Origin of the sequence: Lentzea sp. NPDC102401 (assembly GCF_044765805.1) — a bacterium.
Taxonomy (GTDB): Bacteria; Actinomycetota; Actinomycetes; order Mycobacteriales; family Pseudonocardiaceae; genus Lentzea; species Lentzea sokolovensis.
Genome location: NZ_JBIWKS010000004.1, coordinates 479,073 through 504,670, shown reverse-complemented (window position 1 = coordinate 504,670; position 25,598 = coordinate 479,073). Strand labels below are relative to the sequence as shown.

General features: G+C 69.1%; 25 protein-coding genes, 2 tRNA genes and 1 pseudogene. 16 read left to right on the top strand and 12 right to left on the bottom strand.

The window, feature by feature from the left end:
• Positions 1-445: 445 nt before the first annotated feature.
• From ACIRG5_RS17495 to yaaA, 3 genes are all read right to left on the bottom strand, one after another.
• A complete protein-coding gene (locus ACIRG5_RS17495) occupies positions 446-1,996 on the bottom strand; it encodes a DEAD/DEAH box helicase (RefSeq protein ID WP_402905708.1) in 1,551 nt (516 codons plus the stop codon).
• Between the two features lie 234 nt (positions 1,997-2,230).
• Positions 2,231-3,199, bottom strand: coding sequence for a serine protein kinase RIO (locus ACIRG5_RS17490; protein ID WP_402906194.1), 969 nt, complete (start codon positions 3,197-3,199; stop codon positions 2,231-2,233).
• Positions 3,200-3,407: 208 nt separating this feature from the next.
• On the bottom strand, positions 3,408-4,136 hold the full coding sequence (yaaA, locus tag ACIRG5_RS17485) for a peroxide stress protein YaaA (protein ID WP_402905706.1): 729 nt from the start codon (positions 4,134-4,136) through the stop codon (positions 3,408-3,410).
• Between the two features lie 44 nt (positions 4,137-4,180).
• Between yaaA and ACIRG5_RS17480 the strand changes: the two genes are divergently transcribed.
• The 5 genes from ACIRG5_RS17480 to ACIRG5_RS17460 all read left to right on the top strand — a co-directional run bounded on the left by ACIRG5_RS17480 (position 4,181) and on the right by ACIRG5_RS17460 (position 5,660).
• Entirely contained in the window at positions 4,181-4,501 is a 321-nt protein-coding gene (locus tag ACIRG5_RS17480; RefSeq protein WP_402905704.1) for a hypothetical protein, read from the top strand.
• A 65-nt stretch (positions 4,502-4,566) separates the two neighbouring features.
• Positions 4,567-4,842, top strand: coding sequence for a hypothetical protein (locus ACIRG5_RS17475; protein ID WP_402905703.1), 276 nt, complete (start codon positions 4,567-4,569; stop codon positions 4,840-4,842).
• Positions 4,839-5,345: a hypothetical protein gene (locus ACIRG5_RS17470; RefSeq protein ID WP_402905701.1), complete on the top strand. Its 507-nt coding sequence runs from the start codon at positions 4,839-4,841 to the stop codon at positions 5,343-5,345. The genes ACIRG5_RS17475 and ACIRG5_RS17470 overlap by 4 nt, the downstream gene beginning before the upstream one ends.
• 161 nt (positions 5,346-5,506) lie before the next feature.
• Positions 5,507-5,580, top strand: a tRNA-Gln gene (locus ACIRG5_RS17465).
• Positions 5,581-5,588: 8 nt separating this feature from the next.
• Positions 5,589-5,660 (top strand) — tRNA-Lys (locus ACIRG5_RS17460).
• 67 nt (positions 5,661-5,727) lie between these two features.
• On the opposite strand, the gene ACIRG5_RS17455 is transcribed toward ACIRG5_RS17460, so the two are convergent.
• A complete protein-coding gene (locus ACIRG5_RS17455; RefSeq protein WP_402905699.1) occupies positions 5,728-6,483 on the bottom strand; it encodes an SAM-dependent methyltransferase in 756 nt (251 codons plus the stop codon).
• A gap of 86 nt (positions 6,484-6,569) precedes the next feature.
• Here ACIRG5_RS17455 and ACIRG5_RS17450 point away from each other — a divergent pair, with 86 nt between their 5' ends.
• Complete coding sequence (locus tag ACIRG5_RS17450) at positions 6,570-7,526, top strand: GNAT family N-acetyltransferase (RefSeq protein ID WP_402905698.1); 957 nt, start codon at positions 6,570-6,572, stop codon at positions 7,524-7,526.
• 160 nt (positions 7,527-7,686) lie between these two features.
• Here the strand turns inward: ACIRG5_RS17450 and ACIRG5_RS17445 are convergent, their stop codons facing one another.
• A complete protein-coding gene (locus ACIRG5_RS17445; RefSeq protein WP_402905696.1) occupies positions 7,687-8,046 on the bottom strand; it encodes a VOC family protein in 360 nt (119 codons plus the stop codon).
• Between the two features lie 149 nt (positions 8,047-8,195).
• On the opposite strand from ACIRG5_RS17445, the pseudogene ACIRG5_RS17440 reads away from it, so the two are divergent.
• Positions 8,196-9,749, top strand: a pseudogene (locus ACIRG5_RS17440) (proline--tRNA ligase); the annotation flags it as partial.
• A gap of 78 nt (positions 9,750-9,827) precedes the next feature.
• Here the strand turns inward: ACIRG5_RS17440 and ACIRG5_RS17435 are convergent.
• Together ACIRG5_RS17435 and ACIRG5_RS17430 are read right to left on the bottom strand one after the other, a co-directional pair.
• Complete coding sequence (locus ACIRG5_RS17435) at positions 9,828-12,374, bottom strand: BTAD domain-containing putative transcriptional regulator (RefSeq protein ID WP_402905694.1); 2,547 nt, start codon at positions 12,372-12,374, stop codon at positions 9,828-9,830.
• A gap of 45 nt (positions 12,375-12,419) precedes the next feature.
• Positions 12,420-12,695 carry a hypothetical protein gene (locus ACIRG5_RS17430; protein WP_402905692.1) on the bottom strand — a complete coding sequence of 92 codons (276 nt, stop codon included), beginning with the start codon at positions 12,693-12,695 and terminating at the stop codon, positions 12,420-12,422.
• A gap of 744 nt (positions 12,696-13,439) precedes the next feature.
• Between ACIRG5_RS17430 and ACIRG5_RS17425 the strand changes: the two genes are divergently transcribed.
• A complete protein-coding gene (locus tag ACIRG5_RS17425) occupies positions 13,440-16,427 on the top strand; it encodes a BTAD domain-containing putative transcriptional regulator (RefSeq protein ID WP_402905690.1) in 2,988 nt (995 codons plus the stop codon).
• A gap of 19 nt (positions 16,428-16,446) precedes the next feature.
• On the opposite strand, the gene ACIRG5_RS17420 is transcribed toward ACIRG5_RS17425, so the two are convergent.
• Positions 16,447-17,427 (bottom strand): hypothetical protein, encoded by a 981-nt coding sequence (locus ACIRG5_RS17420; protein WP_402905688.1) that lies wholly within the window; start codon positions 17,425-17,427, stop codon positions 16,447-16,449.
• Positions 17,428-17,526: 99 nt separating this feature from the next.
• Between ACIRG5_RS17420 and ACIRG5_RS17415 the strand changes: the two genes are divergently transcribed.
• The gene (locus tag ACIRG5_RS17415; protein ID WP_402905686.1) at positions 17,527-18,525 is read left to right on the top strand and encodes an ABC transporter permease; all 999 of its coding nucleotides are present in this window, start codon (positions 17,527-17,529) and stop codon (positions 18,523-18,525) included.
• Here ACIRG5_RS17415 and ACIRG5_RS17410 read toward each other — a convergent pair.
• Together ACIRG5_RS17410 and ACIRG5_RS17405 are read right to left on the bottom strand one after the other, a co-directional pair.
• Complete coding sequence (locus ACIRG5_RS17410; RefSeq protein WP_402905684.1) at positions 18,421-18,828, bottom strand: YjbQ family protein; 408 nt, start codon at positions 18,826-18,828, stop codon at positions 18,421-18,423. The genes ACIRG5_RS17415 and ACIRG5_RS17410 overlap by 105 nt on opposite strands.
• A gap of 3 nt (positions 18,829-18,831) precedes the next feature.
• The gene (locus tag ACIRG5_RS17405; protein WP_402905682.1) at positions 18,832-19,389 is read right to left on the bottom strand and encodes a sugar O-acetyltransferase; all 558 of its coding nucleotides are present in this window, start codon (positions 19,387-19,389) and stop codon (positions 18,832-18,834) included.
• 22 nt (positions 19,390-19,411) lie between these two features.
• Between ACIRG5_RS17405 and ACIRG5_RS17400 the strand changes: the two genes are divergently transcribed.
• The 4 genes from ACIRG5_RS17400 to ACIRG5_RS17385 all read left to right on the top strand — a co-directional run bounded on the left by ACIRG5_RS17400 (position 19,412) and on the right by ACIRG5_RS17385 (position 22,571).
• On the top strand, positions 19,412-20,365 hold the full coding sequence (locus ACIRG5_RS17400) for a glycosyltransferase (RefSeq protein WP_402905681.1): 954 nt from the start codon (positions 19,412-19,414) through the stop codon (positions 20,363-20,365).
• Between the two features lie 11 nt (positions 20,366-20,376).
• Positions 20,377-20,841: a DUF4442 domain-containing protein gene (locus tag ACIRG5_RS17395; protein ID WP_402905679.1), complete on the top strand. Its 465-nt coding sequence runs from the start codon at positions 20,377-20,379 to the stop codon at positions 20,839-20,841.
• Entirely contained in the window at positions 20,834-21,787 is a 954-nt protein-coding gene (locus ACIRG5_RS17390; protein ID WP_402905677.1) for an aminotransferase class V-fold PLP-dependent enzyme, read from the top strand. The genes ACIRG5_RS17395 and ACIRG5_RS17390 overlap by 8 nt, the downstream gene beginning before the upstream one ends.
• A gap of 67 nt (positions 21,788-21,854) precedes the next feature.
• A complete protein-coding gene (locus ACIRG5_RS17385) occupies positions 21,855-22,571 on the top strand; it encodes a hypothetical protein (protein WP_402905675.1) in 717 nt (238 codons plus the stop codon).
• A gap of 101 nt (positions 22,572-22,672) precedes the next feature.
• On the opposite strand, the gene ACIRG5_RS17380 is transcribed toward ACIRG5_RS17385, so the two are convergent.
• Entirely contained in the window at positions 22,673-23,101 is a 429-nt protein-coding gene (locus ACIRG5_RS17380) for a ferritin-like domain-containing protein (RefSeq protein ID WP_330273214.1), read from the bottom strand.
• A complete protein-coding gene (locus tag ACIRG5_RS17375; protein WP_402905673.1) occupies positions 23,098-23,541 on the bottom strand; it encodes a hypothetical protein in 444 nt (147 codons plus the stop codon). Before ACIRG5_RS17375 ends, ACIRG5_RS17380 begins: the two co-directional genes overlap by 4 nt.
• A gap of 129 nt (positions 23,542-23,670) precedes the next feature.
• On the opposite strand from ACIRG5_RS17375, the gene rimP reads away from it, so the two are divergent.
• The 3 genes from rimP to ACIRG5_RS17360 all read left to right on the top strand — a co-directional run bounded on the left by rimP (position 23,671) and on the right by ACIRG5_RS17360 (position 25,574).
• Complete coding sequence (gene rimP / locus ACIRG5_RS17370) at positions 23,671-24,195, top strand: ribosome maturation factor RimP (protein WP_093597674.1); 525 nt, start codon at positions 23,671-23,673, stop codon at positions 24,193-24,195.
• Positions 24,192-25,205: a transcription termination factor NusA gene (nusA, locus tag ACIRG5_RS17365; RefSeq protein WP_319977446.1), complete on the top strand. Its 1,014-nt coding sequence runs from the start codon at positions 24,192-24,194 to the stop codon at positions 25,203-25,205. The genes rimP and nusA overlap by 4 nt, the downstream gene beginning before the upstream one ends.
• 117 nt (positions 25,206-25,322) lie before the next feature.
• Complete coding sequence (locus tag ACIRG5_RS17360; protein WP_402905671.1) at positions 25,323-25,574, top strand: YlxR family protein; 252 nt, start codon at positions 25,323-25,325, stop codon at positions 25,572-25,574.
• Positions 25,575-25,598 lie beyond the last annotated feature (24 nt).

Below are 25,598 nucleotides of genomic sequence, written 5' to 3'. Positions count from 1 at the left end.
ACCGCTCACCGATCTGTGGACAACTCGCCGGGGGAACGGCGAAGTCCCCTCCTCAAGGTGGAGGGCTTCCCAGGAGAGAGCGGCCTGGCTCGCACACGGCAAGGTCGTCTGTCCGGAATGGGTAGGCGGTGTGGCCCATCATGTCGAGGTCCCCCGACGCGGAGCGGTCGCCATGCGCTGCGCGTGGACAAGGCGGGTTGTCAGTCGTGGAAAGGCGGCCCGCGCGCATGGCGAAGAACGTTCTTCCGCCGTGAACCGGTAGCCATGCACGGCAAAGGCTGTCGAGGCGCCCCAGCGCACGTTTGCCCAACACCGTCCCCGCAAGGAGACGACCCGCGCGGCAAAGGCCGACTTTCCGGCGCGAGGAGGCCGCCGAAACCCCGCACACGGCGAAGGCCGCCTCCCCGAAGCGGGGAAGCGGCCTCAACCGTCGATCAGATCAAGCTCAGTGCTGCGGTGCCGCCCGGCGCGGACGACCCGCGCCGCGCTCGGTTCGACCGAACGTGCGACCACCCTCGGAACGCTCCGAACGGCGCGGTCCACCGCGGAACTCGCCGCCCTCGGTGCGCCGGCCGGAGCCACCGCGGTAGCCACCGCCACCGCTGCTGGCCGCGGCGGGAGCGCCGAAGCGGCGACCACCGGAGCCGCCACTGCGGCGGGCTGGCTTCTCGCGTTCGATGATCGGCTCGCCGCTCGGGATGCGGGCGCCGGTGATGCGGACCAGGTCGTCGTCGCCGGGGCGCACCTTCGTGCTCTCCGGACGGATGCCCGCGCGTGCGGCCATGCCCTGGACTGCGCGGCGCTGGTCGTGCGTGACCAGGGTGACGACCGTGCCGGACTGCCCTGCGCGGGCCGTGCGGCCTGCGCGGTGCAGGTAGTCCTTCGGGTCGGCCGGCGGGTCTACGTGGACGACCAGTGAGACGTCGTCGACGTGGATGCCGCGCGCGGCGACGTCCGTGGCGATCAGGACCGGCATGGTGCCGTCGCGGAAGTCGCCGAGCACGCGGGTGCGCGCGCTCTGCGCCTTGCCGCCGTGCAGCGCGCCGGCGTTGACGCCCATCGAACGCAGCTTCTTGGCCAGGCGGTCCACGTGGTGCTTGGTGCGCACGAACATGATCGTGCGGCCCTCGCGCGCGGCCACCTCGTTCACCACGTTCTGCTTGTCCTCAGCGGACACGAATAGCAGGTGGTGCTCCATCGTCGTGACGCTGGCGGTGGCCGGGGCCACCGAGTGCGTCACCGGGGAGTGCAGGTACTGGCGGACCAGCTTGTCCACGTCGCCGTCGAGCGTCGCGGAGAACAGCAGGCGCTGCCCGTCCTGCGGGGTCAGGTCGAGGATCGCGCGGACCTGGGGCATGAAGCCCATGTCGGCCATCTGGTCGGCCTCGTCCAGCGCGGTGATCTCGACGGAGCCGAGGTCGCACGTGCCCTGGCGGACGTGGTCGGACAGGCGGCCCGGCGTCGCGATCAGCAGGTCGACGCCGCGGCGCAGGTGTTCGATCTGGCGCGGGAACGACGTGCCGCCGACGATGACGCGGCACCACAGGCCCAGCGAGCGGGCGTGCGGCGTGAGCGCCGTCTCCACCTGCATCGCGAGCTCGCGGGTCGGAACGAGGATCAGGCCACGCGGCTTGTTCGGCATGGAGCGGCCGCTCGCGAGGCGGGTCAGCATCGCGAGACCGAACGCCAGCGTCTTGCCGGAACCGGTCTGGCCCCGGCCGAGAATGTCGCGGCCGGCCATGGCGTCGGGAAGGGTGGCCGCCTGGATCGGGAACGGCTCGGTGATTTCGTTGGCGACGAGCGACTTGATCAGCGCGTCTGCCAAGCCGAGTTCAGCGAACGAGGGCAGCGGGCCTTCCGGCAGCGTGCTCTCGAAGACCTCGGCGACGATCGGTTCCTCGACCCGCTGCTGCGGACGCGAGGAGTTGCCCTGGCGACCCGAGCGACGCCGCGGTGCCCTGCGACTGGTGGAACGCTCGGAACGGCCTTCGGACATTGATGGCAAAACAAACCTCCGGGACATGGCACGTCTCGAGGCTGCCCCGCGAGCTACCGCGGTGCCGATCACAAGGACGGGCCCGGCGTGATGGTCACGCCGCTGATGAGTGGGTGGAAACACCGGTCAACGGCCGTCAAGCCTGCATCGGTGTACAGCACAGTCTAGCTGATCTATCGCGAAGCCTTGCGCGCCCGGCAGTGTCGTTGGACACGGCCGGGCACGCAACGTGGGTCAGGCCATACCCGCCACGTCCAGCAGCGTCGTCACCAGCGCGGACGGGTCGCCGATCTCGTGCGGCAGGCCGCGCGAGGCGAACCAGCCGCAGATGTTGCGGACGTCGCGGTCGAGAAACTCCGGGCCGCGGGGGTTCGCGACCAGGTCGACCACCTGCGGCAGGTCGATCATGACCAGCCTGCCGTCGTGGACCATCAGGTTGTACGCCGAGAGGTCGCCGTGCGTGATGCCCGCCTCGGCGAGCGTCATCAGCGTCGCGACCAGCTGGCGCCACAGGTCGAGCAGCTCGTCCTCGTCGGGACGGGCCTGCGCGAGCCGCGGTGCCGCGGTGCCGTCGGCGTCCCCGATGAACTCCAGCAGCAGCTCGGTGCCACTGCGTTGCACCGGATACGGCACGGCTGCGCCGATCTGCCACAGCTGGGAGAGCGCGGCGAACTCCGCGACCGCCCACTGCTCCGCGATCAGGTTGCGCCCGAACGCGGTGCGGTTCGCGATCGCCCGCGTCTCACGGGACTTCTTCATGCGACGACCCTCGAGGTACCCCGCGTCGCGGTGGAACATCCGGTGGTCGTTGCTGCGGTAGCGCTTCGCGGCGAGCAGGGCCGACCTGTCGCCGATGGCACGTTCCAGCAGGAAGACGTCCGCCTCCTTACCGGTCTTCACGATGCCCAGCTCGCGGTCGACCGCGGCCAGTTCCGTGATGAGCCAGTCGGGGTGCGGTTTCGGGCCCTGGTCGGCGTCGCCCCACGTGGACCAGCGGTCGCCGTCCTCGGGGGTGTCCGCGGTGCTGAGCTGGTCCTCGCGCAGTCGCGAGACCCGCAGCTTCTCTTCCTCGGTCATTCGGCCGCGACGCGTCGGTCCCGCGTCGTCGGCGATCCGGTTGGTGCGCTTTCCCTTGCGCCGCATGGTGTCGTCGGCGCCATCGAAAGCAGATTCGTAACGTTCGAAAAGATCGTGCTCGCGCACGGTGGGGTCTCCCAAAGGATGAAGGTGACCGCCCCACTGGCGCTCTGCGATCAAACGGTGCTGATCAGGCGCGAGAGGCGGCTGGACGGGTCGCGAACGCGGTGCCACGTCCAAAGACAGGCTCTGACATCACGCACCTCCTCGATCCAGCTTCGTCGTCACGCTTCGAAGGAAAGCTTGCCCTGCGGGTCCGGAGTCCGCAACCGAATTAACCGGTGATCAGGTCCGCCGTCTTCTCGCCCGTCGGCACCATCGTGAGTCCGGCCTTCTGCGCGAGCCTGACCAGGCCTTTCAGGTCGCCGGGCTCCGTGCTGGACGTCGCGATGGCGCGCGCGAGCAACCCCTTGTGCGCCTTGTTGAAGTGGCTCACGACCTTGCCCTCGCTCGTGATCACCCGGATGACGACGGCGTGCGGGATCCGCGCCAGGCTGGAGTACGCACCGGAACGCAGGTCGACGACGAACTCGCCGGTGTCCTTGAACAACGGCTCCAGAGCGGGCTTCCACAACGTCCGCAGGCTGCCGTGGCCGGGCAGCGTGCTCCCGCCGGACAACCGGTACGCGGGCACGGGATCGCCGCCGCGAACAGCCCCGAACAGCGCCGACGCGACCGCGAGCCGCTGGTAGGCGCGTTCCTTCGCGGCTTTCTTGAGCGACGGGAAGTCCAGGTTGTCGTAGAGCACGCCGGTGTAGCGCAACAGCGCGGGCGTGGTCTCCGACGTGCGCAGCGCCGCGTTGCGATGCACCTCGTCGACCTGGCGTTCGGAGATGTCGAGCGCCTTGAGGCTCGCCGGGACGTCCTGCGCGAGATCGGCCAGCGCGGACACCAGCTTGTCGCGCACCGGGTTGAGCTCGGGGAACGACAGCGCGTCGAGGTCGAGCGGCGCGCCCTCGCCGCCGATCGCCTTGGTCTCCGACGGGGGAAGCAGCACCAGCACGGTTGAAAAGGGTAGGGCAAAGCCGGAAAACAGCTGGACAGGGCGTGGCGATCCGGAAGGCGTGGACGCACTCGACCCCCTGTACCGTCGAGCGGCAGGCGCTGCCGTCGCTCAAGCGACGCGAGCGTGCGGTGATCAACGAAGTCGCGGCGCACGCGTCCCGTTGGCACGGCTTCTCCGGGATGAGCGACGACCACGCCCGCCCGGTCGGCGCCGCGCGGCAGGTCGCGGCCACTCGTCGCACGTTCGAAGTGGACGACGCGGTCGACGCCGAGGACCCGCTGCCGGGCTGGAGTTCGCGGCGCCGGCCGGTGCCGGCATCGGCTTCGACCCGGAGCACGCGGACTTCCTGGCGGACCGGCTGAACCGCGACGCCCGCGCCGCGGCGGGAATCGAGCTGTCGAAGCGGCAGTACAACCGCCGCTTCCGCGTGCTGCGCAGGCTGTCCGCGCAAGCCGATCGGCTGGGGCGCGCCCAGGAACCGCGCCGCGCGACGGTGCTCGCGTCAGCGGGGCTCGTGGGTGTGATCGACCGCGACCGCTTCCGGGCGGACCCCGCTGCGGCCTGCTTCGTCGCGTACTTCACGGCACGACGCAAGCTGCGCCGCGAGTTCAGCCTTGCGGGCCGCGAGAGCCCGTTCGACCAGGTCGCCGACGTCCTCTTCGAACGGTGCCGGAGCCGCGTCCGGCACCGACTGGGGCGATGATCGCGCTCGCGCACCCGGCGTGGGAGGTCCTGCGGCACCTGTCCGCCGAGCAGTTCGGCGAACTGCTCGGCCGCTGGCCCGCGGTGACGAGGTCGATCGCCACCGTGCTCGCCGGGCTGTGGCGGACGTCCGACGTGGACAAGACCGCGATGATCGTCCGCTCCGGCGTCGACTCGTCGACCTGGAACGCCTACGCCGCCGCCTACAACTCCGCCCGCCCGGCGTGGATCGCCTGCCTGCACGCCGCAGGCCTCACGTCGTTGCTCGACGACGCCTGGCCGGGCAAGACGATGCGCGTGATGGCGGCGGACCTGGCGTGGTGGCACGAGCAGACCGGTGGCGGGCCGCACCCGGACACCGCGTGTGGGCGAGCGTGCCGCTGCCGTGGGAGGTGCTCGACGGCACCGCGGCGTGCACGCGTTCGCACGTCGAGGACGCATGCCTCTCGCAGGGCGTGGACCCGGAGCGCGCCGGCTGGACCGCGCCTCGCAAGCACGGCCTGATCGCGCGCTTCCGGCCGACCCCGGAACTCGTGCACGGCGTTGCCGTGTCGGATCCGTTGTGGGCCATGGCTTTGTGGCGTGCGCACGCGTTCAGCGGCATGCCACTGCGCACCGAGGTAGTCGGTGGACAGAACCTTCCGGCTGAGCAGGCTGTAGCGCGTCCGGCGGCAGCTCAGTGGGTAGAGCGCCCGGCCCTGGGACCGGGTGGACGTCGGTTCGAGCTCGGCCCGCCGAACGCACTGGGAACACGTAGCTCAGTGGTAGAGCTCCGGCTCTTGATCCGGAGGGACGCCGGTTCGAGCCCGGCCGTGTTCCCCGGCGGAGGTACGGTGCGCGTCGGCCTCGTCCGTGACTGTCGCGGACGAGGGTCACCGGACACGGTCTAAGGCGCCTGGAGCGTCAGGTAGGCCAGGCCGAGCGTGCCGCGCCACCCCCGCAGCCGGTAGGTGCGGGCGGTGTCGGCCTTCGCCCTGATCTCCGGTGCGTGCTCGGAGCCCGGGTTGTCGCGCAGCCAGCGTTCCCAGGCGAGGCCGTGCCCGTTCTCGAACACGTCCCACTCGTCGAGGCTCGCCTGTTCGACCGCGAGCATGCGGTAGCCGTGAGCGTGCGCGAGGTCCACCAGGCCGGCCACCGAGCCGTACTGGTCGCGTGGCACCGGCATCGCCGCCAGCTGGTCCTCGGTGGGCTCGCGTTCCCAGAAACCCTCGCCCAGCAGGAGCCTGCCGCCCGCGCGCAGCAGCTGTCTCGCCGCCGTGAGCGCGTTCGCCGTGTGCTGCAACGGGTCTCCGCCCCACACCTGGCTGGCGCCGTTGACGATCACGACGTCAGCCGGCCGGTCCGGGTGCCATTGAGCGACATCCGCCACCTGCAGACTGACGCGGTCGGTCAGGCCTCTGGCCTCGGCGTTGGCCTGGCCGTGCGCGATGTCCGCGGCGTTCAGGTCGACTCCGGTACCGGTGGCCGTGGGAGCGGCTTCCAGGGTCCGCAGGAGGAACTCCGCCCAGCCGCAGCCGACGTCCAGCACGTGGGCGTCGTCCAGCGGCAGGAGTGAGCGGATGAGGCGGGCTGCTCGTTGTTCGGACAGGGGCCCGTGGAACGTCAGGTCCTCGTGCAGCGGTGCGATCTCTGGTGGCGTCATCGCTCGCAGGATGGCCCCGGTGGCTCATCGCGGGCAACGCGTTATTCGGTTGTTGGCGGTATCCCCTCCCCGTAGCGTCGTTCGACGTGGAACTCGTGTGGCGCCCGCTCACGACAGCGGACATCCCGGCGGTGGCCGCGCTCTACAACGCGGCCGAGGCGGTCGACGACACCGGCGAACTCTTGTCCGAAGAGGACTTCGCCGGGTCGTTCGGCAAGGCCGACCTGCCCGGTGGATCGCTGGCCGTGCTCGTGGGCGGAAGGCTTGCGGCCTACGGGCTGGTCGCGTTGCGCGACAACCCCGTGGGAACGCACCGCGTCCGGCTCGACGGAGCGGTCCACCCCGAGTTCCGGCGCGAGGGCATCGGGCGGCAACTGCTGCCACGACTCGCCACCCTGGCGCACGACCTCCACGTCGCTCGACACCCGGACCTGCCGCTCGCCGTGTGCACCATGGTCGAGAGCCGTGTCGAGGGACACGTCGCGCTGGTCGAGAAGCTCGGCTTCGGCGCCGACCGCTACTTCTACGAACTGGAGGTGGCACTGGGCGAGTCACTCGCCCAGGTCCCGATCCCGTCCGGCTACGAGATCGTGCCGTTCTCCGCGGCCCGTGACGAAGAGGTCCGCCTGGTCTGCAACGCGGCCTTCGCCCAGCACTGGGGGTCGGTCGAGCGCAGCCCCGAGGAATGGGCGGCGTCGTTCACCGACAGCAAGCGGTTCGTTCCGGAGTCCTCCTTTCTGGCGCTCTCCCAAGGCGCCGTAGTCGGGTTCGTGCTCGCACGGCACTACCCGGTCGTCGAGGAGATGACGGGCGTCCGCGAGTTGTGGATCGGGGACGTCGGCACCCTGGAGGAGCATCGCGGGCGTGGTGTGGCCGCGGCCTTGCTGAGCCGCACGCTGGCTCAGGGCAGGACGCAGGGCTACCACCGCGCCGGGCTCTCCGTGGACTCGGCCAACTCGACCCGTGCGCTCGGCGTGTACGAGCGCGCCGGGTTCGAGGTGGCGCGGACCTGGGTCGACTACGGGCTACCGGTCGCGCTGTAGTGGCGTGCCCAGGCCCGCCGGCGAGCGAATCCACGCTCAGCGGGGCACCACGACGCACCCGTCTGACCGCGAATCCGCCCGGCGACGTGCCGAGCCACTGGTCGTGATGTCCAGGGAGGCCAGCCATCACCCGGCCGACCAACCTCCCCGGACATCACAACTAGAGCTCTTCGCCGGCCTGACCGACGCAGAACTCGTTGCCGTCCGGGTCGGCGAGCACGGTCCAGACGAGACCGGGAACGCTGTGCACCGCGACCTCCGTGGCGCCGAGCGCGACGAGGCGGGCCACCTCCGCCAAGCGGTCCGGCACGTGCGAGTCGAAGTGGACTCTGTTCTTGCCCGGCGTCACGTCCGGCACCTGCTGGATGCCGAGCGCGGGACCGGACTCGGTGTTCGGCGCGAGCACGATGAACTCACCCCAGTCGTTCTGGATCGTGGTGCCCAGAGCGGCAGTCCAGAACTCCGCGAGCTTGCGCGCGTCGCCCGTGTCGATGGTGATCATGGCAATGGTCAGAGGCATGGATCGGACGCTACTCAGGGGGTCTGACAATTCCGGTCGCCGCAGGTCAGAGCCCAAACGAAGCACCGCGCGCGATTTCGGGGAACGCCCAACCAGTACGCTGTTTCAACTGCCCGTGAACGAGGAATACCCACCGTGATCACCAGGAGGACGCCTTCGGCGCGCAGGAGATCCAGTTCCCCGCGCTGCTGCCCAAGGAGCCCTACGAGGCGACGAACCGGTGGGAGGAGTACGGCCCCAACCTGTTCCGCCTCAAGGACCGCAAGGGCGCCGACTACCTCCTCGGCCCCACGCACGAGGAGATGTTCACCCTCACCGTGAAGGGCGAGTACAGCTCCTACAAGGACTACCCCGTCACGCTGTACCAGATCCAGACCAAGTACCGCGACGAGGCGCGTCCCCGTGCGGGCATCCTGCGCGGCCGCGAGTTCCTGATGAAGGACTCGTACTCGTTCGACCTCACCGACGAGGGCCTGAGCCAGTCATACAAGGACCACCGCGACGCCTACATCCGCATCTTCGACCGGCTCGGCCTGGAGTACGTGATCGTCTCCGCCACATCCGGCGCGATGGGCGGCTCGGCGTCCGAGGAGTTCCTCGCCGTCGCCGAGACGGGCGAGGACACGTTCGTGCGCAGCACCGAGTCCGGTTACGCGGCGAACGTCGAGGCCGTCGCGACGCCCGTGCCCCCCGCGCAGTCGATCGACGACAAGCCCGCGGCGCAGGTGCACCACACGCCGAACACGCCCACCATCGAGACGCTGGTGGACTTCCTCAACGCCAACACCGACCGCAAGTTCACCGCGGCGGACACGCTGAAGAACGTCCTCGTGAAGGTCAAGCAGCCCGGCAAGGACTGGGAGCTGCTCGCGATCGCCGTCCCCGGAGACCGCGAGGTCGACTTCAAGCGCCTCGAGGCAGCCCTCGAACCGGCCGAGGTCGCGATGCTGGAGGCGGCCGACTTCGCCAAGAACTCGTTCCTGGTCAAGGGCTACATCGGCCCGGGAGCCGTCCAGGCCAACGGCATCCGCTTCCTCGCCGACCCCCGCGTCGTCACTGGCACCGCCTGGGTCACCGGCGCGGACAAGGCCGACCACCACGTCGTCGACGTGGTGGCGGGCCGCGACTTCACCCCCGACGGCGTCATCGACGTCGCCGAGGTCCGCGAGGGCGACGCGTCGCCGGACGGCAAGGGTGTGCTGGTCGCCGCGCGCGGCATCGAGATCGGCCACATCTTCCAGCTCGGCCGCAAGTACGCGGACGCGTTCTCGCTCGACGCCCTCGGCCCGGACTCCAAGCCCGTCCGCATCACCATGGGCTCGTACGGCGTCGGCGTCTCGCGGCTCGTCGGCGTCATCGCGGAGCAGTCGCACGACGACCGCGGCCTGATCTGGCCCCGCAACGTCGCCCCCGCCGACGTCCACGTCGTGGTCGCCGGCAAGGACGAGACGCTGATGAACGCCGGTGAGGACTTCGCGAAGCAGCTCAGCGCCAAGGGCCTCAACGTCCTGCTGGACGACCGCAAGGCGAGCCCCGGCGTGAAGTTCGCGGACGCCGAGCTCGTCGGCATCCCGACGATCCTGGTGATCGGCCGCGGCCTGAAGGACGGCACGGTCGAGGTCAAGGACCGCCGCTCCGGCGAACGCGTCGAGGTGCCGGTCGCGGAGGCCGTCGACCACCTGGTGCAGGTCGTCACCAGCTGAAGCAGGGACTGAACGCCGGGCAGCGCGCTGGGGGGTGGGGCGCGCGGCCCGGCGTTCAGCGTTTCACCAGGGGAGCGATCAGCCCGCCCGGCGGTCGGTGAGGTCCAGCGCCGGCTCCTCCAGCCACGCCTGCGCCCGTTCCCGCCTCACCGCACGTTCGGCGCGGGGCAACTGGTCGGCCACGACGTCGCGCACCAGCAGATGCCGGAACCCGTACTCGATCTCGCCCGTCTCGCTGTTGCGGCCCTGACGGCGCAGGAAGTCGCGCTGTTCCAGCAGTTCCAGCGCCTTGGCGACCTCGAGCGCGTCACGCTGACCCGTCGCGGCCACCGCTCCCGGTGACACCAGATCACCCGCGACAGCGGCGTCCTGAAGCACCGCCTTCACCTCGAACGGCAGCGAGTCGACCTGAGCGGTCAGCACTCCACGCACTGAAGGCGGGACCGGAAGCGAAGCGTCGTTCTGCAAGCACGGCATGCGCGGGTCGGCGACCATGCGGGCGTACTCGGTGGCGAACAACGGGTTGCCACCGACGCACGTCACGAGTGCCTGCCACAGTTCGGACGACAGCTCGCGAGTCTGCAGCAACGAGTTCAGCATGCTGCGCGTCCCGTTGTGGGACAACGGCTCCAGGCTGATCGTGGTCGCGTTGCGCTTGCCGCCGAACCACGCGGGCCGGCGCTGCAGCAACTCCGGCCGCGCGGTGGCGATCACCAGCAACGGCACGGAACCGGCGTGCTCGCTCAGTTCCTCCACGAAGTCGAGCACCACGTCGTTCGCCCAGTGCACGTCCTCCAGGAAGACGACCAGCGGATCGGACTCCGCGACCTCCTCCAGGAACCGCCGCCACGCCGGGAAGTCGGCCCGCACACCAGGGCCGGGGTCGGCCAGGCAGGCGAGGCTCCCGTGCAGCCGATCCGCGAGCTCACCGACGCCGACCAGCGACGCGAGTGCGGCCCGCAGGGTCTCGAAGGAGGAGAAGCCACTCACGACGTCCGACAGCGGCCCATAACCGTGGTCGTCGCCGAAAGCCGTTGCGGTTCCACGGAATGCGGTCGAACAAGAAGACGTGAGTTCGTTGACGAGCCGTGTCTTGCCCACGCCCGCCTCGCCGAGCACGGTCACGAAGTGCGGGCGTCGGCGCGTGCGGACCTCGTCGAGAAGCCCTTGCAGCACCAGCAACTCACGCTCACGTTCCACGAACGGCACGGCGGCCTGTGAACGGCGGGTCGCACCGCGCGGTGACACGCACGAGACCGCCTGCCAGCCACCGGTCGGGGCGCCATCGGCCTCCCATGTCACGGAACCGGCGGCCTCACGGGTCGCGGAGCAAGCGCGAACGGCACCCAGCGGGGACAACGCCATGAGCTGACGGCACTGGTCGAGCAGCACGCCCGTGGCAGTGGGCGCACCAGACGAAGGCAGACGCACGAGAGAGTCGCCGGTCGCCACGCCGATCTGCACGTCCGCGACGGCAGCCAACCGGTCGCGGATGGCCAACGAGGCACGCACGGCACGATCGGCGTCGTCCTCGGCGGTCTTGGGCACACCGAACAGAGCCAGGAACACGGAACCGACGTTGCCGCCGACGACGCCGCCCAGGCGGGAGACCTCGGCGGAGACGACGGAAGCGACTTCCTGGTGCACCGCGTCGACGTCCTCCGGGTCACCGTCGCCGGCCGCGAGACCGGGCTGGGCGGACACCATCACGACGCTGACGAGCTTGCGTTCCACCGTCATCACGTTCATCGCGGCCACCGGAGCGACGGGTTCCGCCACAGGTGGCGTGATCACGACGGGAGCGGACACGGGAGAGGCCTGGCCGACGGAGAGCAGGTGCCTGCGCTGCACCGACGGCGGAAGGTCCAGCACGGGGGCGTGGTCGAGGATCGCGCGCTCCAGTTCCTGGAGCTCGCGGCCCGGTTCGAGGCCGAGTTCCTCCACCAGCGCCGCCCTGGTACGGCGGTAGACGCTCAGCGCGTCCACCTGCCGGCCACACCGGTACAGCGCGAGCATCAACTGCCCGTTGAGTCGTTCGCGATACGGCTCCACCTCGATCAGCGACTCCAGCTCGCCGATGATCTCGTAGTGCCTTCCGCAGGCGAGTTCTGCCTCGAAGCAGTCCTCCTGCGTCGCCAGCCGCCCGTCTTTGATGGCGGTCAGCTCCGGCCAGTTGATGCCGGTCTCCGCAAGATCCGCGAGCACCGGGCCGCGCCACAAGCTCAGCGCCTTGCGGAGCACGATCGCCGCGGCGGGCCAGTTGCCGGTGGACAGTTCACCTCGTCCCTGTTCGGTCAGCTGCTGGAAGCGCGACAGGTCGAGGGAGTTCTGGTCCACGCGCAGCAGGTACCCCGGCGCGTGGGTCAGCAGCAGTGCGGACCCCTCGGGGTTGCTGCCGTGGGGAGTGAGAACGCCTCGCAGCCCTGAGACGGCGTTCTGAAGCATCTTGCGCGCCGTGGGCGGGACGTCCCGTGACCACAACGCCTGGAGCAACTTGCTCGTCGCCACCACTCGGTTGGCGTGCAGCAGGAGGAAACCCAGAGCCGCGCGCTGCTTGACGCCGCCCAACGGCACGGGCAGGTCGTCGTCGAGGACTTCCAGTGAGCCCAGCAGGTGGAATCGCATGGTTCTGGCCTCCTTGGGTGACTATCCGGACGGAGGGGGGAGAGATCAGCCCCAAGGAGTGTCGTCGCCCCACGGGGTGTCGCCGTCGGCCGGAAGCGTCGGGAGCGTGATGGACCGTCCCCACGGGGTGTCGTCCGAAGTGACTGTGCCCCAAGGGGTGTCGCCGTCGTTGACGATCTGGCTCCAGGGGGTGTCACCGCCCACGCCCTTGCCCCACGGGGTGTCGTCGTCGGCCTGTGCGGTGCCGGCGAAGAACGTCATCGCCAGGGCCGCCGGGATGGCGGAGAGAACCAGAGCGGCAGCGGTCGTCCTGCGGATCATGTCGGCCTCTTTCTTCTTGGTCTGTCCTTGGCTTCGAGTTGTGCTTCAGACACCTTCGAGCGGGTCTGAGAACGAAGTTAGAAGTGCCGCCCATCGCCGCTCTATCGCGCACCCACCGCGTATCAATCGGCCGCGATGGCGGAGCCGGCGCAACCAATTGAGACGCTTCAATAGCTGACCCACCAGTCAGCACACAGCTGTTACTACGCAGGGTGGCCGCTTATCCGGAGAATTAGGTGCGGTGTACCGCAATGGTTGGGTGCGGTTAGCGATCCGAACGAACGGCTTGTGCCGCTCGGAGTAGTCCCGATGAGACGTTCAGGCTGCTTGGCGGCATGCCGTAGGATCGTCGTGAAGTCCGCCGCCACTACGATGAATTCTCGGGTTCACGTACTCGTTGATCTGCCATGATGCCCCGGATCTGATCATCTCCAAATGAGATGCCTATTGAGATCGAGCGCATTATGGTGGATCGTGTAGTCATGCACAAGAAGGATCTTGACAGTTTTCCCCGCCGAGGCTAACTTCGGAGATCATCACCCATCGGAGTAGCCGCCTGCAGTTGATGCAACCGGAGGTCAAACACGAGATGCGAAGGATTTTCATCTTGAACCGATCTTGAGATGACGTCCTGGAAGTGCCTTTTCCTCGTCTTCGGCAAATGTGATTCGGTAATGGTGAAAACGACCGGGGCGTGAGGTGCAGGGGCATTGCGGGAAATAGAGGCGCGAGGGGTCGTCCGTCATGAGCTCCGCCCCTGATGAGGAACTGATTTTCAAACTGCTCGGTCCGATCGAGGTGATCGGAGCGGAGGAGCAGGTACAGGTGCCGCCGGGACGTCAGCAGACGATCCTGGGCGCATTGCTGCTCGAAGCCAATCGCGTTGTCAGCATGGACCAGCTGATCGACCTCGTTTGGGAACACACCCCGCCGTCGACCGCACGGGCGCAGATTCAGATCTGCGTGTCCGCGCTCCGGCGGGAGTTCGCGAGAGTCGGCGTCGACGCCCAGATCGAGACCCGTCAGCCCGGCTACCTGCTGCGCGTCGCCGCGGACAAGATCGACACCTTCCTCTTCGAACGCCGCGTGGCCGACTCCGACGCCGCCGTCCGGCAGGGCCGCATGGAAGACGCGTCGACGGTGTTGCGCGCGGCATTGGCGTTGTGGCGCGGACCCGCACTCGGTGGCGCCGGAGCCACGTTGCAGAACAAAGCGTTGCGCCTCGACGAGAAACGCCTGTCGGTGCTGGAGAACTGCGTCGACATCGAGTTGTTGCTGGGCCGCCATCACGCACTCATCGGTGAATTGCAGAGCATGGTGACGGAACATCCGCTGCGAGAACGCCCGCGCGGCCAGTTGATGCTCGCGCTCTACCGCTCCGGCCGGCAGTCCGAGGCGCTCGACGTTTACCGCGCCGGCCGCGATCTGTTCATCGAACACCTGGGCCTCGAACCGAGCGACCAGTTGCGCAAGCTCGAGACCGCGATCCTGACCGACGACGAGGTGCTGCGCCTCGATCAGGAGAAGCCGGTTCCGGTCACCGTGCAGAACGTCGTGTCACCGCACCAGCTTCCGGCCACCATCTCGGACTTCATCGGCCGCCAGGACGTCGTGGCGCGCGCCGAGAGCATTCTCGCGGGCGACCACATGACCATGCCGGTGGTGAACATCTCGGGCAAGGCGGGCATCGGTAAGAGCGCTCTCGCGGTGCACGTGGCCCATCGCGTCGCAGCCGAGACCTACCCGGACGGCCAGCTGCACTGCGACCTGCGCGGTACCCAGGCGAAACCGGCCACACCCGCCGAGGTGCTCGGCCGGTTCCTGTCCGCGTTGGGCGCCGTGGGCTCGACCTTGCCCGACGGCGTGGACGAGCGCGCGGACATGTACCGCAGCATGCTCGCGAACCGCCGCGTGCTCGTCGTCCTGGACGACGCGGGCAGCGAGTCGCAGGTGCACCAACTGCTTCCGGGCTCTCCCACGTGCGGTGTGGTGGTCACGAGTCGCACCCGGCTGACCGGTCTCGCCGGATCTCATTTGGTCGACGTCGACTTCATGGACTCCGATGATGCGCTGGAGTTGTTGGGGCGCATCATCGGCACGCAACGCCTGCAGGGCGAACCGGTCGCCGCGGCCGCGTTGGTGGACGTCGTGGGAGGGCTCCCACTGGCGTTGCGCATCATCGGCGCCCGTCTCGCCGCACGCACGCACTGGAGCCTCGCGTCGATGGTCGGCCGCCTCGCCGACGAACGGCACCGCCTCGACGAACTGGTGCACGGCGACATGGTCGTGCGCGCCAGCCTGTCGCTGACCTACGACGGCCTGGAGCCCGACACGTGCCGGGTGATGCGGCTGATGTCGTTGCTGGAAGCGGAAAGCCTGCCCGTCTGGACGGCCTCCGCGCTCACCGACGACGACCGCCACCGCGGCTTCGACCTGCTGGAGCGCCTGGTCGACGCCCAGTTGCTGGACGTGGTCGGCAGCGACATCACCGGCCTGCCCCGCTACCGCTTCCACGACCTGATCCGCCTGTTCGCCAAGGAACAGCTCGTGGTGCACGAGGCCCCGGCCACGCAACTGGCCTCGGTCGAACGCGTGGCCGGCGGCTGGCTCGCGATGGCCGAACAAGCCCATCAACGCCTCTACGGCGGTGACTTCACCGTGCTGCACGGCACCGGCCGGCGCTGGCAGCCCAGCGCCCCGTACCTCGACCAGGTGCTGCAGGACCCGTTGGGCTGGTTGGAAAGCGAACGCCCGAACATCTGCGCCGCCGTTCTGCAGGCAGCCGACGCCGGCCTGGACGAGCTGTGCTGGGACCTCGCCACGACGCTCGTGACGTTGTTCGAGACCCGCAGCTACCTCGACGACTGGCAGCAGACCCACGAACGAGCCCTGGACGCCGTGCGCAGGGCGGGCAACAAGCGCGGTACCGCGGCCCTGCTGTGCTCGCTCGGGTCGCTGCACCACAGCCAGCGCCGCATGGAGGCGTCCCGCACGGCGCTGGAACCCGCTCTGGAGCTCTTCATGGAGCTCGACGACACCCACGGGCTGGCGTTGGTGCGCCGCAACCTCGGCCTGCTGGAGTACAACGAAGGCCGTCCGGAGATCGCGCTGAGGATCTTCGAGCAGTCGCTGGCGGGCTTCAAACGCGTCGGCGACGTCGTCGGCCAGGCCTACGTGGTGTCGCAGCTCGCGCAGTTGTCGCTGGACCGCGGCGAACACGAGCTGGCGGTCGGTCAGCTGCGCGGCGCCCTGGGCATGTGCCGCGAGATCTCCAGCCCGCGCGTCGAGGCCCAGGTCCTGTACCGGCTCGGCAGCGCGATGCTGGTGCAGGGCCGGTACGAGCAGGCGCAGCAGCTCATCACGTCGGTGCTCGGCATGGTGCAGCGCTCCGGCGACACCGTGGGGGAGAGCTACGCGCTGCACTCGCTCGGCCTGATCCACGGCCGCATGCGCATGTTCGCCGAGGCGGGGCGGCTGCTGCGGCGCGCGATCCGGCTCTGCGAGGAGAACCTCGACCGGGTCGGGGCCGCGCGGATCCGGCTCGACCTCGCCCAGCTCGTGTCGCAGCGCGGGGAGACGTTCCACGCGATCGCGATCGTGGAGCAGGCGATGATGACGTTCCAGGAGCTGCGGCTCGAGCTGTGGGAGAGCAAGGCGCTGGCGGTGCTGGAGAAGATCACCGCCGAGAACCCGTTGCCCGCCGCCGTCACGTCCAACGGCGGCGCACGGTAGATCCGCAGAGCCTGGGGTCCTAAGACGTCGGCGTCAGCGAGTCGACCATCTTCTGCAGGTCGGACTCCTTGAGCAGCGGCGGGTTGGTGCCGCCTCCGCCGCCCTCCAGGTCGCCGTTCACGGCCAGCACGTGCAGCTTGTTGCTGCCGTTGAGCACCACGACCTTGACCATGCCCTTGCTCGCCAGGCACTTGTTGCCGGTCTGGGTGACCGTGGCGTCGATCTGCACGCCGTCGACGACGACCTTCTTGCCGTCCTTCTGGGTGTGCTGGATCTTCACCTGCTTGGGCTCCGCGGTCGTCACCTTGGGGTCGCCGCCCGACGAGTAGTACTGCGCGGCGAGGGCCTTGGTGAAGTCGGTGGCCGCCTTGGTGATGTCGCCGCTCTTCGGGAGCAGGGTGCCGCCGTTGGTGCCCTTGGTGAACGGCTTGCCCTCGCAGGTGTAGTCGCCGTAGGTGGTGATGCCGGACAGCTGGACGCCCTCGAACCCCTGGACCGGGATCTTGACCTCGGCGATGACGTCCCAGTTCTTCGGGACCACGTAGTTGTAGCCGAGCCCCGTCTCGATGCACTGCTGGCCCTCGTTCTTCGGGCACGCGGTGTCGGTCGGTTGCGCGGAGGTGCTGTTCGAGGTGGACGGGTCGGGCTGCGCCGTCGTGTTGTCCGGGCGCGTGAGCAGGAACCAGGTGAGGCCACCGCCCACGAGCAGGACGAGGACGACGGCGCCCATCACGAGCCAGAGCGTCTTCTTGTTCTTCGGCGGCTCGTTGTCGAAGCCCCCGTACACGCCGAGGCCGCCGTACCCGCCGTAACCCTGCTGCGGGAACTGACCTTGCTGCGGGAACTGGGGCTGCTGCGGGAAACCACCGGTCTGCGGGTAGCCGCCGGTCTGGTAGCCGCCGGTCTGATAGCCACCGCTGGGGTGGTCACCCTGTTGCTGCTGGCCCCAGCCCTGCTGGTCGTTCCAGCCGCCCTGTCCGCCGCCACCTGGGTAAGTCACGGGCAAACGGTACCTGGTGGGTCCGACAGAGTCTTAATTCATCACGCGTTGACTTCCAGAGCGCGTGAGGCGTAGCGTGCCCGTTAAATTCAACGGACGATGAACTTCGAGGAGCAGATGATGCGCACCGCGCTGGTCACCGCCGTCGCAGGCGCGGTGGTGGCGTTTCTCCTGGGCCTGCTGACCTTCGGCGTGCAGGCGACCGTGCACCCGCACGACGTTCCGCTCGCCGTCGTCGCGCCTCCGCCGATCGCGGAGAAGGTCGGAGCGGCCGACTCGGCCGAGGTCGACATCCGGGTCGTGTCCGCGGACGAGGCGCGGAACCTCCTGCGGGACAAGGAGGTCTACGGGGTTCTGGAGATCGCGCCCGGCCAGGCGACGATCCGGCTGAACCCCGCGGTCAACCCGTCCGGCACGCAGGTCGCGCAGCAGGTGCTGACCGGCGTCGCCCAGGGTGCCGGGCTGCCGGTCAAGGTCGACGCGCAGACGCCGTCGGCCGCCGAACGCACCGCGCCGCTCGCCGCGTCGGCACTGCTCTGGGTCGGCGGGATGATCGCCGGACTGCTGTTCGTGGTGCTGAAGGGCAAAAAGCTGAGGTGGCTGTCGGCGCTGGCCGCGGCCGTCCTGGTCACCGGCTCGACCACGGGGCTGCTGGCGTGGTGGGGCGTCACGTTCACCGCCGAGGCGCTCGCGTTCATGCTCGCCGTCGCCGTGTCGTTCGCGCTGCTGCAGGCCGGACTGTTCAAGCACCTCGGCATCCGCGCGATGGGCGTCCTCGGCCTGCTCTACCTGATGGCGCCCGCCGTCGCGGGACAGGTGCCGGAGCTGCTCAACCCGGCCTACCGGGCCGTCCTGTGGTCGTGGACGCCGTTCCGGTTCTCGGCGGAAGGACTGCGCAGCCTCATGTACGACGGGTCCGTCAGCACCGAGTGGTGGGTGTTCGGCGGGATCGCGCTCGTCGGGCTGGTGCTGCTGGCCATGAACAAAGCTGGACTAGCCGGCAAGAAAGCTCAGACGGACCGTGCGGACGGGGTTGTCGACGTTGGTGTCGACGAGGCAGATGGACTGCCACGTGCCGAGCGTCAGCACACCGCCTAGCACCGGGATCGTCGCGTAGGGCGGCACCAGCGCGGGCATCACGTGGTCACGGCCGTGGCCAGGGGTGCCGTGCCGGTGCCGCCACTTCACGTCGCGGGGCAGGATGCGCTCCAACGCGGTCAGCAGGTCGTCGTCGCTGCCCGCGCCCGTCTCGATGATGGCGACGCCCGCGGTCGCGTGGGGCACCCACACGTGCAACAGGCCGTCGCCGTTCTCGCTGTCGAGGAACCGCTGGCATTCCCGGGTCAGGTCGTGCACGACCTCATCGGCACCGGTGCGGATCTGGATCTCCTCGCTGCGCATGACTCAGATCTTACGAACGACCCGTGCCGGGTTGCCGACCGCGAGCACGTGAGCAGGCAGATCACGCGTCACGACACTCCCTGCGCCGACCACCGTGTTGTTGCCGATGGTGACGCCGGGACAGACGATCACGCCGCCGCCGAACCACACCTCGTCCCCGATGACGATCGGCGCGGTCGTCTCCCAGCCCGCGATCCGCGCGTCGTGGTCCTCGATGGGGTGCAACGCCGTCAGCAACTGCACGTTCGGACCCATCATCACGTGATCGCCGATGGTCACCGGGCCGCAGTCGAGGATGACGCCGCCGTAGTTCATGAAGCTGTTCGCGCCGACGCGGGTGTTGTAGCCGTACTCGATCTGCAGGCGCTGCATGAACGTCGAGTTCTCGCCGATCTCCGCCACGAACCCCTTGAGGATCGCGTACATCCCGTCGAGGTCCTCCGGGTCGTGCGCGTTGAACCGGGCCATTTCACGCCAGCCGCGGCGCCTGTCCGCGTCCAGTTCGGGGTCCGCCGACATGTAGGGCTCGCCGTTGATCATCTTCTCGCGGTTGGTTCCCATGAGGACTCAGTATCGTCAGATCATGCGCGTGCTCTTCGCCAGCATGGCCACCGTCGGCCACACCTATCCGTTGATCCCGCTGGCGTCGGCCTTCCGCGCCGCCGGCCACGAGGTGCACTACGCGGTCGGTGAGGAGATGCACCCGGTGCTCGGGAAGCTCGGGCTGCGGCCGTTCCGGCCTGGGCTCGTGTTCGGGGAGATCTACGCCGAGGACATCGCGCCCGAGTTGGAGCGGTTGCTGCCCGACCTCGTGATCGGTGAGTGGGCGGTGCCCGAGGTCGTGTCCGAGGCCCGGCGCCGAGGGTTTCCGGTGCTGTGGCACGGGTTCGGGCGGATGTTCCCCGAGGGCATCGGCTTCGTGCGGCCCACCGGCGGACGGCATCTCGACATCTGCCCACCGTCGTTGCAGGACGCCGCCTTCCTGAAGGAGGGCCGGATCTCGCTGCGGCCGGTGCCGTTCTCGCCTCCCGGTGACGTGCCGGTGCGCACCGCGGGGAAGCTGATCTACCTCACGCTCGGCACGGCGTTCGGCACGCGCGAACTGCTCGCCGAGGCGGTCGTGGGGCTCGGCAAGATCTCCGAAGCGCAGGTGATCGTGGCCGCGCCGCGGGTGGGACTCCGCGACGTGCCGCCGAACGTGACCGTGTACCCGTGGCTGCCCCAGGCGGAGGTGCTGCGGTACGCGGACGTCGCCGTTCATCACGGCGGCAGCGGCACGATGCTGGGCGCGCTCGCCGCGGGGGTTCCCCAGGTCCTGCTGCCGCAGGGGGCCGATCAGTTCGGCAACGCCGACGCGCTCGTCGCGGCTGGTGCGGCGCTGCGTCCGGCCGCGTTCAGTGCGGGGCCGATCGCGGACTGCGTGCGGCAGCTGTTCGCGGACTCCTCCTACCGCGAAGCCGCTGGTCAGATCACCCGGGAGATACGTCACATGCCCTCGCCGGAGGAAGTTGCGGACAGTCTGGCGAGTGTTGTGTAACACTGTTTTTTATGAAGGCAAGCCGCCTGCGCTTCGGGATGAACCTGTGGCCGCCGTTCCTGTTCGCCGGCATCCGCGTCGTGGAGATCTCACCGGACTACCGGTACGCACGGGTGCGGATGCGTCTGCGCCCCTGGAACCGCAACTTCTTCGGCACCCACTTCGGCGGTTCGCTGTTCGCGATGACCGACCCGTTCTGGGTGTTGCTGCTGTTCAACCAGCTCCAGGGTGACCACGTCGTGTGGGACCAGGCGGGCGAGATCGAGTTCGTCGCTCCCGGCCGTGGCACCGTGTACGCCGAGTTCCGGCTGACCGACGAGCACGTCGCGCAGGTGCTGGAGCAGACCAGCGGTGGCGAGAAGGCCTTGATCTGGTTCGAGACCGACGTCGTCGGGCAGGATGGGACCGTGATCGCACGGGTGAAGAAGCAGGTCTACGCGCGACGTAAGCGCGGCAAGCAGCTCGCGCATGCGTGAGGCCTTCGGAGCGGTCTTCGACGTCGAGCCCGGTTATCTGAACACGGCGTCCATCGGTGTGCCCCCGCGACACGTCGCCGACGCGGTGACGGCGTCGCACGAACGGTGGCGGCGCGGCCAGGACACGTCGTCCACGTTCAACGAGGCCGTCGAGACCTCGCGCGAGGCGTTCGGACGGCTGATCGGGGTGCCTTCCGCGTCGGTCGCCTGCGGCGCCACGGTGTCGCAGTTCGTGTCGCTGGTCGCGCAGTCATTGCCGACCGGCTCGAAGGTCTTCGTGGACCCCGGCGACTTCACCAGCGTCACGTTGCCGTTCGTCGCCGCCGGGCACCAGATGGTGTCCACAGTGGACGAGTGCGACCTCGTCGCGATGAGCGTGGTCCAGTCGGCCGACGGGAAGATCGCGGACCTCGAAGCGTTGAGGGCGTCCGGCAAAGCGATACTGCTCGACGTGTCGCAGGCCGCCGGGTGGAGGCCGTTGTCGTTGGCGTGGGCCGATTTCGTCGTCGGCGTGGCCTACAAGTGGCTGATGGCGCCGCGCGGCGCGGCCTGGATGGCCGTGCGGCCGGACCGGATGCCGTCGCTCAAGCCGTTGGCCGCCAACTGGTACAGCACGGGCGAGAACTACGGAACCGATCTTGTGCTCCGTTCGGACGCACGGCGGTTCGACCTCTCGCCGACGTGGTTCTCGCACGTCGGTGCGGCGGCCGCGCTCCCGTGGGTGGCCACACTGGACCTGGAAGCCGTGCGCGCGCACTGCGTGAAACTGACGGATCGCCTCCTGAATGGACTGGGCCTGCCGCCCAACGGCTCGGCGATCGTCTCAGTCGGCAGGCCACCCGTTCAGGGTGTTGTTTCCTCGGTTCGTGCAGGTCGCACACGGTATGCGTGTCACATGTACAACACGATCGAGGACATTGACCGGGTGCTCGAAGCGCTCGCGTGACTGCCGTCCGTTACCGTGGGTCCTTGTGTCGGAACCACGCCAGTCACCTGAAGAGGTGACCCAGAACATGCCTCGCTTCCCACCGAGGCCCACCGACACCGCGCCGTTGTACCCGGCCGACGAGCTCGTGAAGCTGCAGTCGATCATGGACAACCGCCAGGGGCACTTGCCCGCGCCGCCGCCTCCGCCCCAGCGCAAGTCGACCTGGGTGGGCAAGGCGCTGGCGCTCGTCGGCGTCGCGGTGGTGTCAGGGTTCGTGTGGTGGGTGCTGCAGCCGTCGGACCCGATCGACCAGCAGGTCGCGCAACCGCAGAAGACCGCGGGGGAATTCGAATTCACCACCGTGCCGGAGTTGCCGGAACCGGTGAAGGACAGCGACTGCGCGGCCCACGCGACGAGCCAGACGCAGGCCTTCTTCAAGACCACGCCATGTCTTCAGCTGACGCGTGCCTTCTACACGGCCAAGCTGCCCAGCGGCAGCACCGTGTACTCGTCGGTGTCCGTGGTGAAGATGAAGACGGCGGACGAGGCACGGCAGCTGCGCGAGCTGACACAGAAGGACGGCACCGGCAACGTCAAGGACCTGGTGCTGGACAAGGCCATCAACGTGCCGCCGCTGACCACGCTGGCCAACGGCGGGTACGCCTCCGAACAACGCGACCAGCTGGTCGTGATCGTCGAGTCCGACTCGCCGACCAGGGGCGCCGACGCGCTCGCGCACAACAAGGAGATGAAGCGGGTCTCCGCGGACGCGATCAGACTCGCGTCCTCCTTCGGCGGATAGGGGCGTGGCTCGGAACCTCGGTTGGTTGGTTCACGCTCGGCGGGGCACCCGTCTGACCGCGAATTCGCCCGGCACCGTTCCGAGCCGCGCCACCGGCTCCGTCAGCCAGAGGCGACGCCCGGCATCGTGATCGACGCCGGGGTCGTCCCCGCGGTCCGGCGCCAGCGGGTCGCACGGACGGCGGCCGTCGTCAGGGCTTCCAGCGCCGACGTGCGCAGCCCGGGGTCGTCGGTCCGCTCCAGCACGCCGTGCCACGCGGCACAGGTGTCCTGCTCGACGGCCACCAGCGCGGCGAGCGCCGACGGCCCGTCCGAGACCGGCGCGGGCGGCAGGTAGGCGGCGGCGGGCGGGTTCGGGGTCGAGCCGTGGTCACGCAGCCACCGCTCGGTCGTGTCCCGGCGCGCCCGGTGCAGGTTCGCGCCCTCCGCGACGGCGGCGGCCTGGTCGCCCAGGAACGCCGACACCATGCCGTAGGTCCACAGCGCCGCGTGCTCGGTGCCGAGCGCGGTCTGCACGGATTCGACGCTCATGCGAGCACCTCCCGCAGCGAGGCGCAGCCGGCGGCCACCGAGCCGACGAGGCCGGCGCGGTGGGCGGGCAGCGAGGCGACGGCGGCGGAGGCCTCCCGGACGGACTCGTCGAGCGCGGTCCGCAGCGCCGCCAGCGGGTCGGGAGGCGTGGGCGGCGAGGTCGGGGCGGGCGGCGCCGTGGACGACAGCGGCGGGCGTTCGCGGTCGACCTCGGCCTGCAACAACGTGGCGTGCGTCTCGCGGGCCTTCGCGATCTCCGCGGCCGCGGGCACCGTCGTCAGCGCCTGGGCCAGCTTGGCGTCGGCACGCGCCTGCGCCGCGAGGGCCGACAGCGGGTCCGGCGGTGGTGGTGGCGGAGGTTCTGTGGTGCACGCAACGGCGAGCGGTGCGGCGGCCACCGCGAACAGCACACGGCGGCGGCTGACCGATTCGGAGATCACGCGAACCCATATTGCCAGCAGCCGTGCGGCGCGGTGGGAGCCGGGCGAACGAGATAGTCTGGTCGTCCACGGCCGCCGAAAGTACCGTCGGCCGGGGTTTTCATGCGTTCGAACTGAAGGAGACACCACGTGTCCAGCCCGCCGCGCGGAGAGCTTTCCGCGCAGCTAGCACCCGTTGTGCGGGAAGCTCTCGAAGCCGCCGGCTTCGACCTCGACGCGCTCGACGTGAATCAGGCTGGGCGCCGCCGTCTGGTCAAGGTCGTCGTGGACGGTGAGGACGGCATCGGGCTCGACGAGGTCGCCGAGGCGAGCCGTGTGGTCTCCGCCGCACTCGACGAGCACGACCACATCATCAACGGGCCGTACACCCTCGAGGTCACCTCGCCGGGTGTCGACCGCCCCCTGACGCGCCCGCGCCACTGGAAGCGCGCTCACCTGCGTCTCGTGAAGATCAAGCAGCCGGAGAAGGCCGAGTGGTTCGGCCGGGTCGGCGAGTGCGACGAGACCGGGGTCGAGCTGCTGCACAAGGACGAGCTGCGGCGCGTGGAGTACCGCCATATCGAACGCGCGGTCATGGAGATCGAGTTCAAGCAGCCGCCGGTCGAGGAACTGGCTCGGCTCACTCGGAAAGCACCGAAGGAGGAGCCGAGGTGAACGTCGACATCGCCGCCCTGAGGGCGATCGAACGTGAAAAGGACATCCCCTTCGAGACGGTCCTGGAGGCGATCGAGTCAGCACTGCTGACCGCCTACAAGCACACCGACGGGCATGCCACGCATTCGAAGGTGGAGATCGACCGCAAGACCGGTGTCGTGCGCGTGATCGCGCAGGACATCGCGCCGGACGGTGCGATTCGGGAGGAGTGGGACGACACTCCGGAAGGCTTCGGCCGCATCGCGGCCACCACGGCGCGGCAGGTCATCCTGCAGCGCCTGCGCGACGCCGAGCACGAGCGCACGTTCGGTGAGTTCGCCGCCAAGGAGGGCGAGATCATCGCGGGTGTCGTGCAGCGCGACGCCCGTGCGAACGCCCGTGGCATGGTCGTCGTGCAGGTGGGCGACACCGAGGGAGTGCTCCCGCCGGCCGAGCAGGTGCCGGGCGAGCAGTACAACCACGGCGAGCGCATCAAGTGCTACGTCGTGAGCGTGTCCCGCGGTGCGCGCGGGCCGCAGATCGCTCTCTCGCGCACCCACCCGAACCTCGTGCGGCGGCTGTTCGCCCTCGAGGTCCCGGAGATTGCGGACGGCACCGTGGAGATCCCCGCGGTGGCACGTGAGGCAGGTCACCGTTCGAAGATCGCGGTGAAGACTACGGTCGCCGGAGTGAACGCCAAGGGCGCCTGCATCGGCCCGATGGGTGCCCGTGTGCGCAACGTCATGCACGAGCTCGGTGGCGAGAAGATCGACATCATCGACCACTCGGACGACGCCGCCACGTTCGTCGGGAATGCCTTGTCCCCGGCCAAGGTTGTGTCTGTGCGAGTGCTCGACGAGCGCGCCAAGACGGCGCGTGTCGTGGTGCCGGACTTCCAGCTCTCGCTGGCGATCGGCAAGGAGGGGCAGAACGCCCGCCTGGCCGCCCGTCTGACGGGCTGGCGCATCGACATCCGCAGTGACGCGGAGGCTCCGGCAGCCGGTGCGGTCACATCCGGTTCGGCTGAGTGAGCTCCAGGGGATAGAATTATCAACGGTTCAACGTCGGGATCGGTTTCCCAGCACATCGGCCCTGTTCGTACGTGCATTGGATGCCGTACCCGGACGTTGCCGTCTGAGCTGCTGCGTGTGGTCGCGGTGGACGGTTCGGTGGTTCCGGACGTCCGTCGGCGGCTTCCTGGTCGAGGTGCTTGGTTGCATTTCGATCTCGAATGTCTCCGCAACGCCGAGCGGCGACGGGCGTTCTCGCGGGCCTTCAAGGTCCAGGGAGCACTCGACGTCGCTTCGCTGCGCGAGCACGTGGAGCAGCAGCAAGGGAACTTGGCCTCGGGACAGCCCCGCGGCCAACAAGCAACAAGGAAGCAGGTCGACCCGTCATGAGTCAGCCGTGAAGCTGAAGACATG